General features: G+C 46.3%; 14 protein-coding genes and 2 pseudogenes. 12 read left to right on the forward strand and 4 right to left on the reverse strand.

The window, feature by feature from the left end; translation table 11 throughout:
- Nucleotides 1–53: 53 nt before the first annotated feature.
- Together MY9_RS04185 and MY9_RS04190 are read right to left on the reverse strand one after the other, a co-directional pair.
- Nucleotides 54–416: a VOC family protein gene (locus MY9_RS04185; RefSeq protein WP_014663140.1), complete on the reverse strand. Its 363-nt coding sequence runs from the start codon at nucleotides 414–416 to the stop codon at nucleotides 54–56.
- Nucleotides 417–512: 96 nt separating this feature from the next.
- A complete protein-coding gene (locus MY9_RS04190; protein ID WP_014663141.1) occupies nucleotides 513–1,007 on the reverse strand; it encodes a hypothetical protein in 495 nt (164 codons plus the stop codon).
- Nucleotides 1,008–1,203: 196 nt separating this feature from the next.
- On the opposite strand from MY9_RS04190, the gene MY9_RS04195 reads away from it, so the two are divergent.
- The 5 genes and pseudogenes from MY9_RS04195 to MY9_RS21845 all read left to right on the forward strand — a co-directional run.
- Nucleotides 1,204–2,076 (forward strand): STAS domain-containing protein, encoded by an 873-nt coding sequence (locus MY9_RS04195; RefSeq protein WP_041521264.1) that lies wholly within the window; start codon nucleotides 1,204–1,206, stop codon nucleotides 2,074–2,076.
- A gap of 153 nt (nucleotides 2,077–2,229) precedes the next feature.
- Complete coding sequence (locus MY9_RS04200) at nucleotides 2,230–2,397, forward strand: YezD family protein (protein WP_014663144.1); 168 nt, start codon at nucleotides 2,230–2,232, stop codon at nucleotides 2,395–2,397.
- 109 nt (nucleotides 2,398–2,506) lie between these two features.
- Nucleotides 2,507–3,151 (forward strand): Bax inhibitor-1/YccA family protein, encoded by a 645-nt coding sequence (locus MY9_RS04205; RefSeq protein WP_014663145.1) that lies wholly within the window; start codon nucleotides 2,507–2,509, stop codon nucleotides 3,149–3,151.
- A pseudogene (locus MY9_RS22090) lies at nucleotides 3,151–3,218 on the forward strand (hypothetical protein); the annotation flags it as partial. The gene MY9_RS04205 and the pseudogene MY9_RS22090, both read left to right, overlap by 1 nt.
- Nucleotides 3,218–3,548 (forward strand): annotated as a pseudogene (locus tag MY9_RS21845) (FAD-dependent monooxygenase); the annotation flags it as partial. The pseudogenes MY9_RS22090 and MY9_RS21845, both read left to right, overlap by 1 nt.
- 34 nt (nucleotides 3,549–3,582) lie before the next feature.
- On the opposite strand, the gene MY9_RS04215 reads toward MY9_RS21845, so the two are convergent.
- Nucleotides 3,583–4,653, reverse strand: a complete 1,071-nt coding sequence (locus tag MY9_RS04215; protein WP_014663147.1) for a DUF3900 domain-containing protein — start codon at nucleotides 4,651–4,653, stop codon at nucleotides 3,583–3,585.
- A 149-nt stretch (nucleotides 4,654–4,802) separates the two neighbouring features.
- Between MY9_RS04215 and cypD the strand changes: the two genes are divergently transcribed.
- From cypD to MY9_RS04250, 7 genes are all read left to right on the forward strand, one after another.
- Nucleotides 4,803–7,988: a bifunctional P-450/NADPH--P450 reductase gene (cypD, locus tag MY9_RS04220; RefSeq protein WP_014663148.1), complete on the forward strand. Its 3,186-nt coding sequence runs from the start codon at nucleotides 4,803–4,805 to the stop codon at nucleotides 7,986–7,988.
- Between the two features lie 445 nt (nucleotides 7,989–8,433).
- Complete coding sequence (ltaS1, locus tag MY9_RS04225) at nucleotides 8,434–10,353, forward strand: lipoteichoic acid synthase LtaS1 (protein WP_041521491.1); 1,920 nt, start codon at nucleotides 8,434–8,436, stop codon at nucleotides 10,351–10,353.
- Nucleotides 10,354–10,590: 237 nt separating this feature from the next.
- Nucleotides 10,591–11,355: a glucose-1-phosphate cytidylyltransferase gene (locus MY9_RS04230; RefSeq protein WP_014663152.1), complete on the forward strand. Its 765-nt coding sequence runs from the start codon at nucleotides 10,591–10,593 to the stop codon at nucleotides 11,353–11,355.
- Nucleotides 11,356–11,361: 6 nt separating this feature from the next.
- Nucleotides 11,362–12,330: a GDP-mannose 4,6-dehydratase gene (locus tag MY9_RS04235; RefSeq protein WP_014663153.1), complete on the forward strand. Its 969-nt coding sequence runs from the start codon at nucleotides 11,362–11,364 to the stop codon at nucleotides 12,328–12,330.
- 23 nt (nucleotides 12,331–12,353) lie between these two features.
- A complete protein-coding gene (locus tag MY9_RS04240) occupies nucleotides 12,354–13,265 on the forward strand; it encodes a putative nucleotide-diphospho-sugar transferase (RefSeq protein ID WP_041521265.1) in 912 nt (303 codons plus the stop codon).
- A gap of 28 nt (nucleotides 13,266–13,293) precedes the next feature.
- On the forward strand, nucleotides 13,294–14,472 hold the full coding sequence (locus MY9_RS04245; protein ID WP_014663155.1) for a glycosyltransferase family 2 protein: 1,179 nt from the start codon (nucleotides 13,294–13,296) through the stop codon (nucleotides 14,470–14,472).
- A complete protein-coding gene (locus MY9_RS04250; RefSeq protein WP_041521266.1) occupies nucleotides 14,473–15,408 on the forward strand; it encodes a putative nucleotide-diphospho-sugar transferase in 936 nt (311 codons plus the stop codon).
- Between the two features lie 27 nt (nucleotides 15,409–15,435).
- Here the strand turns inward: MY9_RS04250 and MY9_RS04255 are convergent, their stop codons facing one another.
- Nucleotides 15,436–16,665: an MFS transporter gene (locus MY9_RS04255; protein WP_014663157.1), complete on the reverse strand. Its 1,230-nt coding sequence runs from the start codon at nucleotides 16,663–16,665 to the stop codon at nucleotides 15,436–15,438.
- Nucleotides 16,666–16,769 lie beyond the last annotated feature (104 nt).

A 16,769-nucleotide genomic window follows, 5' to 3' on the forward strand; every position in this document is an offset into this window, starting at 1 on the left:
TCATTCTCAATGTCAAAAGAAAGCGCAGGGCGGAATGAACCGCCGTGCGCAGTTTATTCTTTTAATAAAAACACATTTCCGTCTTCGTCCTTAAATTGAACGAAGGTGCCCCACTCCATTTGATTGGGCTCACCGAGAAATTCTACGCCGTTTGTCTTCATTTTCTCGTATGTACCGAAGATGTCTTCACATTCAAACACGATAGAAGCCTTCATTTGCTCAGAGCCTTTCATCATGGCTTTCGGATAAATGACTAAACGAGTCTGAGCACCTTTTGGCGCAACCTCCAGCCAGCTTGCTTCAGGTCCCATCGGGTGGTCGGCTGCAATATCAAAGCCTGCCTTCTCAGTCCAAAATTGTTTCGCTTTCTGCTGGTCTTCAACATATACAGCTACAGTGCCAATTTGTTTGATCATAGGGGAAACCTCCAAGTTGCAAAGATAATAATACTATAACCTGTTTAAGGCCGAAGTAACACAAAAAATCAGCCGGGAAAACCGGCTGATTTTTGATTAAACTGAGCAGCTCACAACATCGATCTGATTTGTGTCTAAGGCGAAATAAACCCAGCGGCGCCGTGAATGATCCCAGTAAAAGCCGCCGACGGATCTTCTGCCAAGGATAATTGGGTAGAACCAAAATGAGCGGCCATTGGTTAACCAAACATAGGTAAACCGGAAAAGGCAAGGACGAATGGTGATTGGTTCAACTAACAAAACGGCTCCTTGAGAACTCTGCGGTTTTTTTGGTTTCGCTGGTATTTGGGAAGGAGGAGGTCCCTGTGGCGCACCGCCGAAGCCCGGAGCGGCGCCGCTGCCGATGCCAGGGCCGGAGCCGCCGCCAAAGCCCGGAACGGCACCGCCGCCAATGCCAGGGCCAGAGCCGCCGCCGAAGCCCGGAACAGCGCCGCTGCCAATGCCAGGCCATGGATATCGATATTCATATTCAAAAGCAGGCCAAGGCTCATAAAAATGCCCTGCAAACATATAAGGATCAACATAATACATGTGATAACGCCCTTTCTCATTGTAAACTGTACACTGCAGTTTATGCGGGCAGGCTCTTATTGGTGCATTCGCCTATGGATATAAACTGGAATGCGTTCAGGGAGTAGATTCATTTGATTTTTTCCTAGTCTTATTCACAATTTCGATTTATCATTTTATAATGAAAGTGCTTCTATTACGAAAAAGGAGACAGACCGTGAATATCGATCAATTATTATATCAATATATCATAGACCACACTGCGGACATTACTGAGAAATGGTTCAGTTTACGCTGCCAGCTACAAGGCGAACTGTATTCCGCCGACCATTTAAGTGCAGAAACGAAAACGCTTTTAACCGAGCAGCATACGTTTACCAATATAACAATTGCAAGCGCGTTTCTAGAGGATCAAACCGATTTTCAAGAAAATATGGCGAAATGGGCGCAAACCGTTGCGAAAAACAGGGTAGAGCAGGATGTTCAGGTGCATGAGGTCGTAGAAGCCATATCCAATTCTAGAATCTCATTCTGGGACGCAGTCGTCACATTTATAAAAGAAAATCAGGAGATCGTCACAAATGAAGATGCAGACCGATGGAACCGCATTGTGAATCAGTCGTTCGATAAGCTGATTATTGAATTCTCCGAGCAGTACCAAAAATTCATGCTGATGAGGCTTACATCTCAGCAGGAACTGATCTCAGAGCTTGGCTGTCCGGTCATTTCCATTGCTGATGGAATCGGGATATTGCCGCTTATCGGCTCAGTTGATACAAAACGGGCACAGATCATTTTAGAAACAGTGCCGGTCCGCTGTGTCGAGAGAAAAATCACAAGCCTCGTCGTTGATCTTTCGGGTGTCCCGATTGTGGATACCATGGTGGCGCAGCAATTGTACAACCTGTCTAAAACGCTTTTCTTATTAGGCGTCAAAGCCGTATTTTCGGGGATTCGCCCGGATGTGGCCCAAACATCGATTCAATTGGGGCTAGATTTTAGTGAATATGAAACGTATGGCACGCTGAAGCAGGCATTAGAAAACATGGGTGTCCGCTGTATTGTTGAGGAATTGGAAGAAAACAAATAGGAAGTTCCAGGCATATGATTGTCCATCATCGGGTGATCATATGCCTTTTTGATTTGAAGAGAAATCACCATTGATTTATCAAAAAAAACATAATATTATAATTCTTATAAGAATACTGTGAATTAAAACCTATTCAACAGGGGGGAAGGTCTTTTGGTTTCAAAATTAACGATTGATCCGGAAGTGATTGAAAAAATCATCAGTTCGCTGGAAACGCTCGATTTCGGCACCGTTCAGATTACGGTTCATGATTCTCAGGTTACCCAAATTGAGAAAATAGAAAAGCATCGTTTTTCGCTGAAAAGGAAAGAATCGAAATGATAACGTAAAGGGCGTTTGTTTTCATTAAATTCTCCTTAAAACATATACATATTTCATCCAATTTTTATATAATAGACCTTTAAGATCATTTTTTAGGAGGATTTTTGACATGCAAGCTACGGTTCACGAGAGTAAGCAATCGATCATGCAACGCATTTTGACAGTCTTTGTCTTCACATTGCTGATCGCGACTGTCGGCCTTTTTATCGGCCAATTTGTTCCTGTCGCTTTGATGCTGCCGCTTTCTATTCTTGAAGTGGCGATGATTATTATGGCCTTCTGGATGCGCAGAAGAAAAGCGGTCGGGTATGCGTTTGTATATACATTCGCGTTCGTTTCCGGCATTACCTTATTTCCGATCGTCAGCCATTACGCTTCCATCGCCGGCGCCTATGTCGTGCTTGAAGCCTTTGGTTCTACATTTGTCATTTTTGCCGTCTTAGGCACAATCGGCGCAAAAATGAAGAAGGATTTATCCTTCCTGTGGTCATTTCTGATGGTAGCGGTGCTCGCCCTCGTTGTGGTTGGCATTTTCAACATTTTCAGCCCGTTAAACTCAGCGGCGATGATGGCGTATTCCGTGATTGGAACCATCGTCTTTTCCCTTTACATTTTGTATGATTTGAACCAAATCAAGCACCGCCACATTACGGAAGACTTAATTCCCGTTATGGCATTATCGCTGTACCTTGACTTTATCAACTTGTTCATCAACCTGCTTCGCTTCTTCGGCATTTTGAGCAGTGATGATTAATGAAAAAGCGCCTGTCATTGGATAGGCGCTTTTTGCCATACACAAAAAGGCAGGTGGAGTGTTGATGAGTATCCTATCATTTTAAATACACTGGAGCAGGTCACAGTGCTGGAGCCATGGTGAAAAGGCCCGTCGTCATCGGAGGAGACGCCGCCCACGCCGGAGCGCCGACCCTGGCGCAAGGAGCGGCAATGGCGATCCTGGATGCCATCGTCCTCGCCGGAGAACCCAAAAACCCACGCCGATCACGAAACAGCTTTACTGGGCCTACTTCAAAAGAAGAGCGCTCAAAGTCCAGAACCTATCCTCAGAAATCGTCCGCCGCGGGCTGAAAGGAGAGCTGGGAGCGGAAGAGCTGATTGGGGAGTGCTATGCGGTGTTGAGGGAAGGGTATTAAATTGGAAAAGTCCAGAAAGTGATTTCTGGACTTTTTAGTCTTGCTCTGTTTTATTCCTTATCCGCTCAATCACCTCATGCAGCCCCTCAGGCTTATAAAACTCCACCGGTGAACTGCCTTTCTCAAACGAAATCGTCTCGGCTTCAATCAGCGCGACATAGCGCCCGTTTACTTTTGCGAGATGAATAGAATCGCCAAAATCCGCTAGCAATCCTTTAATCTCTGTTTCTCCGACTTTCATTTTCAGCTGGGCCTCTGGCGTGTGCTCGATGATTTGGGCGGAGGCTTCGATCACTTGATGGGTGTCGAGGCGCTCTTGGATCTCCCGCTTTTCGCTCGCTTCCCAAATCTCAATGTCGTGCTCGAACTGCTTGAGCTCTTCGCTGTTGTCTTCAAATGTCTCGTAGACGTGCTCCTGCACCATGTTCATGACCTGGTTTTTCATGATTTCCGGCATCGATTCGCCGTACTCGACGAATTTCAGAAAGTCCTCAAAATAGCGGGCGTGCGAGGCCTGGTGGATTTTCAGCTCGCCTTCCTCGACCATTCCTTCCTCGGGCATGTACGGGTATTGGATGCTTTTCATGTTTTTTGTCGTGATCGCCATTTCGACTTTTTTAATGAGAGAAGACGCGTCAGAGATGCGGGCGACCTTCGGCTCAAAGTCACATTTCATAATGAAGACAAATGACTCGTCAAAGTATTTTCTCGGCACGGCTGAAGCGACGAGAAACACGCCGCCGCGGACTGCGCTTGTGTCGAGGTACGTGCGGACGAACTGCTCGCTCAGCTCATTGAAGTCTTCTTTTGTTGCCGCCAGACGCGCGCGGTTGAACATGTTGTAGTTTGGGTTGGAATCAAGCTCGTGGCCGGGCTCGACGATAAAATGGCCGATTTTCGTCGGCACCTGCTCAGACTGCGGATGACGTTCTGCTTTCCGTTTGACGATTTTTTTCAGTTCCCCGTCGAGAAAGTCCTTCAGCTCGCTTTCTTCAAATTCGCCCGTATCAAGGGTCTGAAAGTGCTTGAACTGTTTGTTCGCCTGCTCATCCTTGCCTTCCACCTGTATGACATAAAAGGATAAAAACCGAATTTCAAAATCCATATGTGAACTCACCTTATTCGTGTATTGTACAGCTTCTCAAGTATAGAAAAAACAGCGATCATGCGTCAATTGGAAGAACGGAATAATCATGACCATGAAAGGGAAATGTAGTCAAATAGAAGGCATTTCATACGGAAAGGAATGGTTCGATGAAGGAAACAAGCCCGATTCCTCAGCCGAAGACGTTTGGGCCGCTCGGCAATTTGCCTTTAATTGATAAAGACAAACCGACGCTTTCACTGATCAAGCTAGCGGAAGAACAGGGTCCGATTTTTCAAATCCATACACCCGCGGGCACGACGATTGTGGTGTCCGGCCATGAATTGGTGAAAGAGGTTTGTGATGAAGGACGGTTTGATAAAAGCATTGAAGGCGCCCTGGAGAAGGTTCGCGCGTTTTCCGGTGACGGATTGTTTACGAGCTGGACGCATGAGCCTAACTGGAGAAAAGCGCACAACATTCTGATGCCGACGTTCAGCCAGCGGGCCATGAAGGACTATCATGAGAAAATGGTCGATATCGCTGTTCAGCTCATTCAAAAATGGGCCAGGCTCAATCCGAATGAAGCTGTTGATGTCCCGGGAGATATGACCCGGCTGACGCTCGACACCATTGGGCTGTGCGGGTTTAACTACCGCTTTAACAGCTACTACAGGGAAACGCCCCACCCGTTTATCAACAGCATGGTGCGGGCGCTTGATGAAGCGATGCATCAAATGCAGCGGCTTGATTTCCAAGATAAGCTTATGGTCAGAACAAAGCGGCAATTCCACCATGATATTCAAACGATGTTTTCGTTAGTCGATAGCATTATTGCAGAGCGTAGGGCGAATGGAGACCAGGATGAAAAAGATTTGCTCGCCCGCATGCTGAATGTGGAAGATCCGGAAACGGGTGAAAAGCTCGACGACGAAAATATCCGCTTTCAAATCATTACGTTTTTGATTGCCGGCCATGAAACAACGAGCGGCCTGCTGTCCTTTGCGATCTACTTTTTATTGAAGCATCCTGACAAACTGAAAAAGGCGTATGAAGAGGTAGAGCGGGTGCTGACAGATGCAGCGCCGACCTATAAACAAGTGCTCGAGCTGAAATACATACGGATGATTTTAAATGAATCACTGCGCTTATGGCCGACAGCTCCGGCTTTTAGCCTTTATCCAAAAGAAGACACAGTCATTGGCGGAAAGTTCCCGATCACGACGAAGGACAGAATTTCTGTGCTGATTCCGCAGCTTCATCGTGATCGAGACGCTTGGGGAAAGGACGCCGAGGAATTCCGGCCGGAACGGTTCGAGCATCAGGACCAAGTGCCTCATCATGCGTACAAACCGTTCGGAAATGGGCAACGGGCCTGTATCGGCATGCAGTTTGCCCTTCATGAAGCCACACTTGTGCTGGGCATGATTTTAAAATATTTCACGCTGATTGATCATGAGAATTATGAGCTTGATATCAAACAAACCTTAACGCTCAAGCCCGGCGATTTTCGCATCAAGGTTCAAACCCGTCATCAGGAAGCCATTCATGCTGACATCCAGGCAACAGAAAAACCGGGGCCTGATAAGCAAAAAGAAGAAACGGAGACAAAGGGCGCATCGGTCATCGGCCTTAACAACCGCCCGCTTCTCGTGCTGTACGGCTCTGATACCGGCACCGCAGAAGGCGTCGCCCGGGAGCTTGCAGATACAGCCAGTCTTCACGGCGTCAGGACCGAAGTGTCACCTCTGAACGATCAGATTGGCAAGCTGCCGAAAGAGGGAGCGGTTGTCATTGTGACCTCGTCCTATAACGGAAAACCGCCAAGCAACGCGAGACAGTTTGTCCAGTGGCTCCAAGAAATCAAACCGGGTGAGCTTGAGGGCGTCCATTACGCGGTATTTGGCTGCGGCGACCACAATTGGGCGAGCACGTATCAAGACGTGCCGAGATTCATTGATGAACAGCTTGCAGAGAAAGGCGCGACTCGGTTTTCTGCACGCGGGGAAGGTGATGTCAGCGGGGATTTCGAAGGGCAGCTTGATGAGTGGAAAAAGAGCATGTGGGCGGACGCCATCAAAGCATTCGGACTGGAGCTTAATGAAAACGCCGATAAGGAACGAAGCACGCTGAGCCTTCAGTTTGTCAGAGGGCTGGGAGAGTCCCCGCTTGCCCGATCGTATGAAGCGGCTCACGCATCCATCGCCGAAAATCGTGAGCTTCAGTCCGCGGACAGCGATCGAAGCACCCGCCATATCGAAATCGCATTGCCGCCGGATGTTGAATATCAAGAGGGCGACCACCTTGGCGTATTGCCAAAAAACAGTCCAACCAATGTCAGCCGGATTCTCCATAGATTTGGTCTGAAGGGAACCGACCAAGTGACATTGTTGGCAAGCGGCCGCAGTGCGGGGCATCTGCCATTGGGCCGTCCTGTCAGCCTGAATGATCTTCTCAGCTACAGCGTTGAGGTGCAGGAAGCAGCCACAAGAGCGCAAATACGTGAACTGGCCGCTTTTACTGTGTGTCCGCCGCATAAGCGCGAATTAGAAGAACTGACAGCAGAGGGTGTTTATCAGGAACAAATATTGAAAAAACGAATTTCCATGCTGGATCTGCTTGAAAAGTACGAAGCATGCGACATGCCGTTTGAACGATTTTTAGAGCTATTACGTCCGTTAAAACCGAGATATTATTCGATTTCAAGCTCTCCAAGAGTGAATCCGGGGCAAGCATCAATCACAGTCGGCGTTGTGCGCGGCCCGGCGTGGAGCGGCCGTGGCGAATACAGGGGCGTGGCATCAAATGATTTAGCTGAGCGTCAAGCCGGTGATGATGTCGTGATGTTTATCCGCACACCGGAATCCCGGTTTCAGCTTCCGAAAGACCCTGAAACTCCAATTATTATGGTCGGGCCAGGCACGGGAGTCGCACCATTCCGCGGCTTCCTTCAAGCCCGTGATGTTTTAAAGCGGGAGGGGAAAACGCTCGGTGAGGCTCATCTCTATTTTGGATGCAGGAACGATCGGGATTTTATTTACCGAGATGAGCTTGAGCAGTTTGAAAAAGACGGTGTAGTCACAGTCCATACAGCCTTTTCCCGAAAAGAAGGCATGCCGAAAACATATGTCCAGCATCTCATGGCTGAACATGCAGAAACCTTAATATCGATTCTTGACCGCGGAGGCAGGCTTTATGTATGCGGTGACGGCAGCAAAATGGCCCCGGATGTGGAGGCGGCACTTCAAAAAGCGTATCAGTCTGTTCATGGAACCGGGGAACAAGAAGCGCAAAACTGGCTGAGACATCTGCAGGATACCGGTATGTATGCCAAAGATGTCTGGGCAGGGATATAGATAAAGAAGACTGGAAACATCCAGTCTTTTTTGTCCTTTCGAAAAAATGGTGATCACGCTAAACATTAGTGCATACAATAACTTCAGTCCGCCGGAAGGGCGGGCTGTCTGCAAAACCTATTTTTCGTTTTTGCTAGTTTATGTTATTCTTATACTCGGTATCTATTTCTTTTTCCAAAGGCACACATGACAAAAGAAATCCTTTTTTTATTTCTGAGGAAAAAAGTGAAACGAAATGAAGGTTTCTTTCGTCCAGTGATTGGTTTCCAAATGGTTGTAATAAAAATGGTATGGTGCGAAACATAAATATTCCGGCTTGCCGCGGTGTATTTATTGTTGTGTGATGCCTTGATTTTGTTTGGAAAGAAGAAATGAGAAGGCAGGATATAAAGAGCAGGTAAATATGAATGAAGAACTTAAAGTGTTTAAGAAAGTAGAGGTTGCCATGAAGAAACTTTTTTCTTACAAACTTAGCTTTTTTGTGCTGGCTGTTATACTGTTTTGGGCAAAAACGTATTTATCCTACAAGACTGAGTTTAATCTTGGGGTAAAAGGCACAACTCAGGAGATCCTCCTGATATTTAACCCATTCTCAAGCGCCGTCTTCTTTTTAGGACTGGCTTTGCTGGCGAAAGGGCGTAAATCAGCCATTATTATGCTGGTTATCGATTTCTTGATGACATTTGTGTTATATGCAAATATTTTATTCTATCGTTTCTTTGACGATTTCTTGACGTTCCCGAACATTAAGCAGTCCGGAAACGTTGGAAACATGGGAGACGGTATTTTCAGTATCATGGCCGGTCATGATATTTTCTATTTCTTAGATATTATCATTTTGATTGCGGTATTGATCTGGAGACCTGAATTAAAAGAATACAAAATGAAAAAACGCTTTGCATCTTTAGTGATCCTTTCCGGGGTCGCACTGTTTTTCATCAACCTGCACTATGCGGAAAAAGACCGTCCGCAGCTGCTGACAAGAACGTTTGACCGCAATTATATCGTGAAATATTTAGGTCTTTACAACTACACCATTTATGACGGTGTACAGACGGCTCAAACAGAAACACAAAGAGCCTATGCAAGCAGCGATGATTTAACAAGCGTCGAGAATTACACGACGTCTCATTATGCGAAACCGAACGCCGAGTACTTCGGCTCTGCCAAAGGCAAAAATATCATTAAAATTCACCTCGAAAGCTTCCAGTCGTTCCTGATTGACTACAAGCTGAACGGTGAAGAGGTAACGCCTTTCTTAAATAAACTTGCGCACGGCGGAGAAGATGTGACGTATTTTGATAACTTCTTCCATCAGACAGGCCAGGGAAAAACATCTGACGCCGAGCTGACAATGGATAACTCGATCTTCGGCCTTCCAGAAGGCTCCGCGTTTGTGACGAAAGGCGAAAACACGTACCAGTCGCTTCCGGCGATTTTAGACCAGAAGGAAGGCTATACAAGCGCCGTCCTGCATGGTGATTACAAATCGTTCTGGAACCGTGACCAGATTTACAAACATATCGGATACGACAAGTTCTTCGACGCAAGCACGTATGATATGTCAGATGAAAATGTCATTAATATGGGTCTGAAGGATAAGCCGTTCTTTACAGAATCCATTCCAAAGCTTGAGTCTCTTAAACAGCCGTTTTACGCGCATTTGATTACATTGACAAACCATTATCCGTTTAACCTGGATGAAAAAGACGCGTCTCTTAAAAAAGCGACAACCGGCGATAACACAGTAGACAGCTACTTCCAAACAGCGCGTTACCTTGACGAAGCGCTTGAGCAATTCTTCAAGGAGCTGAAGGAAGCCGGCCTGTATGACAACTCAGTCATTATGATTTATGGTGACCATAACGGTATTTCAGAAAACCATAACCGAGCGATGAAAGAGATCCTTGGAAAAGAGATTACAGATTATCAAAACGCCCAGAACCAGCGTGTGCCGCTGATGATCCGTGTTCCTGGCAAAAAAGGCGGAGTGAACCATACGTATGGCGGCGAAATTGACGTCATGCCGACACTCCTGCACTTAGAAGGAATTGATTCTCAGAAATATATCAACTTTGGTACTGACTTATTCTCTAAAGACCACGACGATACAGTGGCATTCAGAAACGGAGACTTCGTAACGCCGAAGTACACATCAGTCGACAATGTCATTTACGATACGAAGACTGGTGAAAAATTGAAAGCGAATGAAGAAACGAAGAATCTGAAAACAAGAGTGAACCAGCAGCTGAGCCTTTCAGACAGTGTCCTGTACAAAGACTTGCTGAGGTTCCATAAACTAAATGATTTCACAGCCGTTGATCCGTCAGACTATCATTACGGCAAGGAAAAAGAAATCAAATAAGATGAAAAAGAGCCTTGAGCGGGCGCATTGCCTTCGCTCAAGGCTCTTTTTTTTGGTTACATAACCAACTTGAAAAAATAGATTCCATTTGGTCACCAAGGCTGGCTTTCTCTCATATCATTACAGTAGATTTTGAAACCGGTATTGAAATCGGACAAATTATCGGGGAAATGCCTTGATAGATTGTAAAGATGTACCAGGTTTCGAACTCAATATTCATAGAGATGAGGGGTAGAGATGAAAGCGGTCATTCTCTGCGGCGGAAAAGGAACGAGAATGAGTGAAATCACGAATGACATTCCTAAACCGCTCGCCATGATAGGCGGCAAACCGATTCTATGGCATATTATGAAAATCTATCAGTACTACGGAGTAAACGAGTTTATTCTGCTTTTGGGCTATAAAGGCGAAAAAATCAAAGAATACTTTCTCGACTATGAATGGAAGCACAACAGCCTGACACTCGACAGCGCTACGGGAGAGGTACAGATGCTGGGGCAGCCTGAAACGTGGAAAATTACGTTTTTGGAGACTGGGGAAGATACGCTGACAGCCGGAAGAATCTTGCAGGCGAAAGACTATATCGGTGATGAAACATTTCTGCTCACCTATGGGGACGGGCTGGCCAATATCAATCTTTTCCATCTCATCAGCTATCATCAGACAAAAGGTGCTGCCGCGACTGTCACCGGCATTGACAAAGTCTCGCAGTTTGGCACCTTGACGGTTGAGGACGGCATGGCGAAAACATTTTCTGAGAAGACATCAAGTGACGGAATCATCAATGGCGGATTCTTCGTTCTCAGTCCCAAGGTTTTCGATTATTTGCCGAAGGACGGGAACACAATGTTCGAAGATGAACCGCTGAAGAACCTTGCCAAAGACGGAGAGCTTGCCGTGTACCGCCATTATGGATTTTGGACGGCCATCGATACGTATAAAAATCTCTTAGAAGTCAACAAGATGTGGGATCAAGGACAACAAGTATGGAAGGTATGGTGAACCGATTTGAGTTTCTGGAAAAATAAAAACGTATTTGTTACGGGGTGTACAGGTCTTTTAGGAAGCTATTTGGTGAAAGAGCTGATCGAACAGGGTGCAAACGTGACGGGTCTTGTCAGGGATCATGTGCCCCAATCCAATCTGTATCAGGGAGACCATATCAAGAAAATGAACATCGTGCAGGGCTCTCTTGAAGACTTGGCTGTCATTGAACGCGCGCTTGGAGAGTATGAAATCGACACTGTCTTTCACCTCGCTGCACAAGCGATTGTCGGGGTGGCAAACCGCAACCCGATTTCTACCTTTGAAGCAAATATTCTCGGCACATGGAATATTCTCGAAGCCTGCCGCAAGCATCCGTTAATTAAACGGGTCATTGTCGCTTCAAGTGATAAAGCTTACGGCGATCAAGAAAACCTTCCGTACGACGAAAACATGCCGCTGCAAGGCAAGCACCCGTACGACGTCTCAAAAAGCTGCGCAGATCTGATCAGCCACACCTATTTTCACACGTACGGGCTTCCGGTCTGTATTACGCGCTGCGGAAACTTATACGGCGGCGGGGATTTAAACTTCAACCGCATCATTCCTCAGACGATTCAGCTTGTGCTGAACGGGGAAGCGCCGGAAATCCGCAGCGATGGCACCTTTGTCCGGGACTACTTCTATATTGAAGATGCCGTTCAGGCTTATTTGCTTCTTGCAGAGAAAATGGAAGAAAACAATCTTGCCGGAGAGGCCTTTAACTTCAGCAATGAGATCCAGCTGACCGTCCTTGAACTGGTAGAGAAAATTTTGAAGAAAATGAACAGTAATCTGAAACCTAAGGTGCTGAATCAGGGAAGCAATGAAATCAAACATCAATATTTATCCGCAGAAAAAGCGAGAAAGCTGCTGAATTGGACACCGGCCTACACCATTGATGAAGGACTTGAAAAAACGATTGAGTGGTATACGGAATTCTTCAAAAAGTAATGTGAAACGAGGTGAACATGACTGTGACCAGCGCGTATTGCACCGTTTTATCAAAAGGAAGATTATATCAGGCAGTCGCCTTATTTAAGTCATTAGAGCGAGTAGACCAAGACAGTCCCATTTTTACGCTGTGCATGGACGAAGATACGCACCGCGTGTTACAGAAGCTGAAGATGAAGCAGCTAAACCTTGTGCCGGTGGCCGCTCTTGAAAATGAAATGCTTCAAAAGCTGAAGGAAACTAGAGATCAAAGTGAGTATTGCTGGACGATGAAGCCGATCTTTCTGCAAGCTGTGCTGAACAGCAATCCCGAGCTGGAGCGTGTGACATACATTGACGGGGATCTCTTTTTCTACGCAGATCCATCGCCGATTTTTGAAAACCAGCCGGACTGTTCGGTGCTGCTTTCACGGGGGGATATTGTCATTCCTTCTTTTGAGAAAGATCAGATTGACATGCTGCAGCGTCTTTTAGGCAGATATAATTCTGGGTTTATCAGCTTCAAGCATGATGATGCAGGCACTGACTGCTTGGATTGGTGGAAGGAACGCTGTCTTGAGGAATGCAAAAATGCGCCGGGTGAAGGAAAATTCGGTGACCAAGGCTATTTGGATTATATGTCTGGGCTGTTTCCGAATGTTTGTGATATTACGACACCCGGCGTGAACATTGGTCATTGGAATTATGGGCAGCATACGTTTTCGTGGGAGGATGGCCGGATCGTGCTGGAGGATGGCAGTCCGCTGATTTTTTATCATTTCAGCGGATACCGAATCGTCGGCATCAATGAAATCAAACAGATTCATGAAACAACCCGCACAGACCTGCCGTTTGTGCATGAACTGTATCAAGAGACACTGCCGCATATCATTGAGCACATCAAAACATTAGACCCTGAATTTAACGGTTTTGCTTCAAAAGATGACAACAAATAAATGAGTAAATACAGGAAGTGAAAATGAAGTGAAAGCAAGCGTTATTATTCCTGCATATAATTCAAAGGAGCGTCTTTATAATAGCCTTCTGTCATTAAACCAGCAGGAGTGCGATGAAGAATTCGAAGTCATTGTAGCGGACAATGGCTCTGAGGACGGAACGCTCTCAATGCTTGAATCATTTCAAGCGGATTTTCCGCTGATTTTTACCCGGATTAAAGAAAACAGGGGGATTGCGTACGGTCGAAATCAGGCGCTGCGCAATGCCAGAGGAGATATCCTGATTTTCCATGACAGCGATATGCTTGCGGCGAAGGACCTTGTGGCAAAACATATTAAAGCCCATGAGAATGAAGAGAATCTCGTCGTGTGCGGGTTGTTTTGGAAGCGGATCTACAGTTTTTATTATGAACGATTTGAAGAAGAGCATAAGGAACAGCTCGCAAAGCTCACAGATGAAATGCCGAAAAAAGACAAACAAAAGCTGCTGGAGGAAGCGGACATTAAAAACGGAAGCTTTCTTGATAAAAGCTTTGACCTTAATACCGACTTTATTGACGTGCTCAAGCAGATTTTAGATGAGTACGGAGATGATCTGGAAGGCTATCATATGCCATGGCGCTTTTTTATCACGAATAATTCCTCTGTTAAACGCAAGCATGTCGTTGATCTCGGTTTATTTGATGAGGGCATTGTGCGGTACGGGTTTGAGGATTATGATCTCGGCATCAGGCTTCATCAGGCCGGATTGACCTTCAGGCTTCGGCGCGATATTGTCAGTGTTCATCAGGAGCATCCAAGCAATTGTAAGTCTGTAGACGATATTCGGGCAAACATTGCCTATATGTGCGATAAATACAACAATATCCGGTCCTTAGACGTTCATCTCGCTTTTAATGGGCCGTTCCCGCCTGACATGACGAACAGAATCATGGATGATATTCAAAAGCTGCTGGAATCTCAGAAATATGATCTGCTGCTGAATCTGTTTCTTGAGCTTCTGCATGTTGTTAAAGAGCGCAATATTGATCCGGATTGGCGAAAGAAATCCCCAAGGGTGACGGCGGAAAGCTTTGATTTACAAACTGTCCGCAAGCTTCTGCCAAAAGCGAAGAAAAAGCTAGGCGTGAACGATTTCGCCAACGCACTGTATGCGCTTGTCAACGATTTGCTGCACGTGGATCTTAGATCATTGGATGTGGTATAAGTGAGTACATTTCATTTTTCAACGATAGTGTCAAGGACACATATCTTTAAGCTCATGCCCATGATTCATTCTCTCCATGAGCATTGCGATGATTTTCATTTATATGTGCTGTGTGTCGACCAGAAAGCGTACGAATTGCTTCAGCACGTTCCATGGGAGCATGTCAGCTTTGTGCAGCTGCATGAAATGGAAGACCCGGAGCTGCTGAAAGCAAAAAGCAACAGAACGTTTCATGAATATTGCTGGACGTTAAAGCCCGCCTTTTTGTTTCATGTGATGAGCAAGTGGGATAACGCTGAATACTTTGCCCATATGGATACGGATCTATTTTTCTTTTCTGATCCGGCACGTATTTTTGCAGAAAACCCAACGGCGTCTCTGTATTTGACTGATCATCGTAATTCGCCGCGTTTCACGTCCTACTACGACCGAACCGGACGCTTTAATACAGGCTTTGTCGGTGCCGGTAATACAAAGGAAGCATATGAAGCGGTATGGCAGTGGAGACAGGACTGTATTGCATTTTGTACGGTCGAAATGGATACAGAACGAAAGACATATGGTGATCAAAGATATGTGGAGAAATGGCCGGCACAGTTTAAAGGTGTTCATGTTGTCAAGTCAATAGGAGCCAATACAGCGCTTTGGAATATCGAAAACTATAAGGTCGGGCAAAAGGACGGCCGCGTGTATATAGATGAAACGCCGCTGATTTTCTATCATTTCTCTGGGTTTACACTGGTGACAGAAAAAGAGTTTAATCTTTGTTGGTACTACCGGATTGAAGATGAAGCGACAATTGAGATGATTTATATGCCGTATATATTAAATCTGAAAAAATGGATTGATGAAATACAGTCCGCGTTTCCAGACTTTGCGGACGGATTTATCCCGAAGCATGCAGTGCCTGACACTCATTTTATACAGCTGGATTAAAAAAACCCTGCCGCTGGGCAGGGTTTTTTAGCTATGCCATTCTCTCACCTTCTGGTCACTTGGCAATAGGAAGGCAAGGATGCCGAGGACAGGGAGAAAGGCAATGGCGATCATCGTCGGGGTCAGTCCCGCTGCATCAATCAGAGCGCCCAGCGCCACAGCGCCGATCGCGCCCATCCCGAAGGCAAGCCCGACGGTTAACCCAGACATTGTGCCGATTTTTCCAGGAACTAGTTCCTGTGCATAGACAACCGTTACGGAAAAGCTCGACATCAGAACCACGCCAATCAATGCGAGCACGCCATAGGCGAGAACCGGGCCGGCAAATGGCAGCAAAATCGCCAGCGGCGCCGAGCATAACAGCGAACCGAGGATAACGAAGCGTTTTCCAAAACGGTCTGCAAGCGGGCCGCCGAGAAACGTGCCGATCGCGCCAAACAGCAAGAAGACAAAAATATAGCTTTGTGCCTGCTGAATGCTTACGTGATATGTATCCATCGCGTAAAACGTGTAAAAGTTGCCGATCGCACTCGTATACCAGGAACGCGCAAAAATGAGAAATATAATAATAATAAGAGCAGATATAACAGATTTGGTGATGGCTGTGTTTTCAGCCGTTTTCTTTTGCTTGCCTGATTTCTGGGCGAGGCTGCCAAGACGTGAGGCGTACCATTTCGCAATATACATGAGAAACATAACAGCAAGCGCGGCGACAAGCGTGAACCAAACAGCGCCGAATTGCCCTAGCGGCACAAGGATCAGTGCGGTAATCAGCGGCGCCATCGCCTGGCCTGAGTTTCCGCCCACTTGATAAATCGACTGGGCGAGTCCGCGTTTTGTGCCGGCGGCCATATACGCCACACGAGAGCCCTCCGGATGGAAAATGGCTGAGCCTAATCCAATGAAAAACACACAGCATAAGATCGTGATGAATGACGGGGCGAATGCAAGACCCAAAATGCCAAGCATGCTGGCGGTCAAACCGACTGGAAGCGCGTACGGCCGCGGCCGTTTATCGGTATACCAGCCGACGACAGGCTGCATCACGGATGACACCATGTTTAATGTGAAAGCGATGATGCCGAGCTGTGTAAACGTCAGGCTCATGGAGCGTTCCAAAATAGGAAACATGGCCGGAATCACGGCCTGCAGCGAATCGTTGAGCATATGGCAGATTCCGATAATAATCAAAATCGGATACACCGTGGTGCCGGGTTTTTGAACTGTTTTTTCTTTTAACGGGGCGGCGATAGCCAATTGAGTCTCCTCCTTACATATATAGCCAAAGCATACCATCATATTATTCATAAGGTGAAGAATTTATCAAGAGGAAAAAAGACTTTTATGAAAGAAACGCCGTC

Origin of the sequence: Bacillus sp. JS, assembly GCF_000259365.1 — a bacterium.
GTDB classification, from domain to species: domain Bacteria; phylum Bacillota; class Bacilli; order Bacillales; family Bacillaceae; genus Bacillus; species Bacillus stercoris.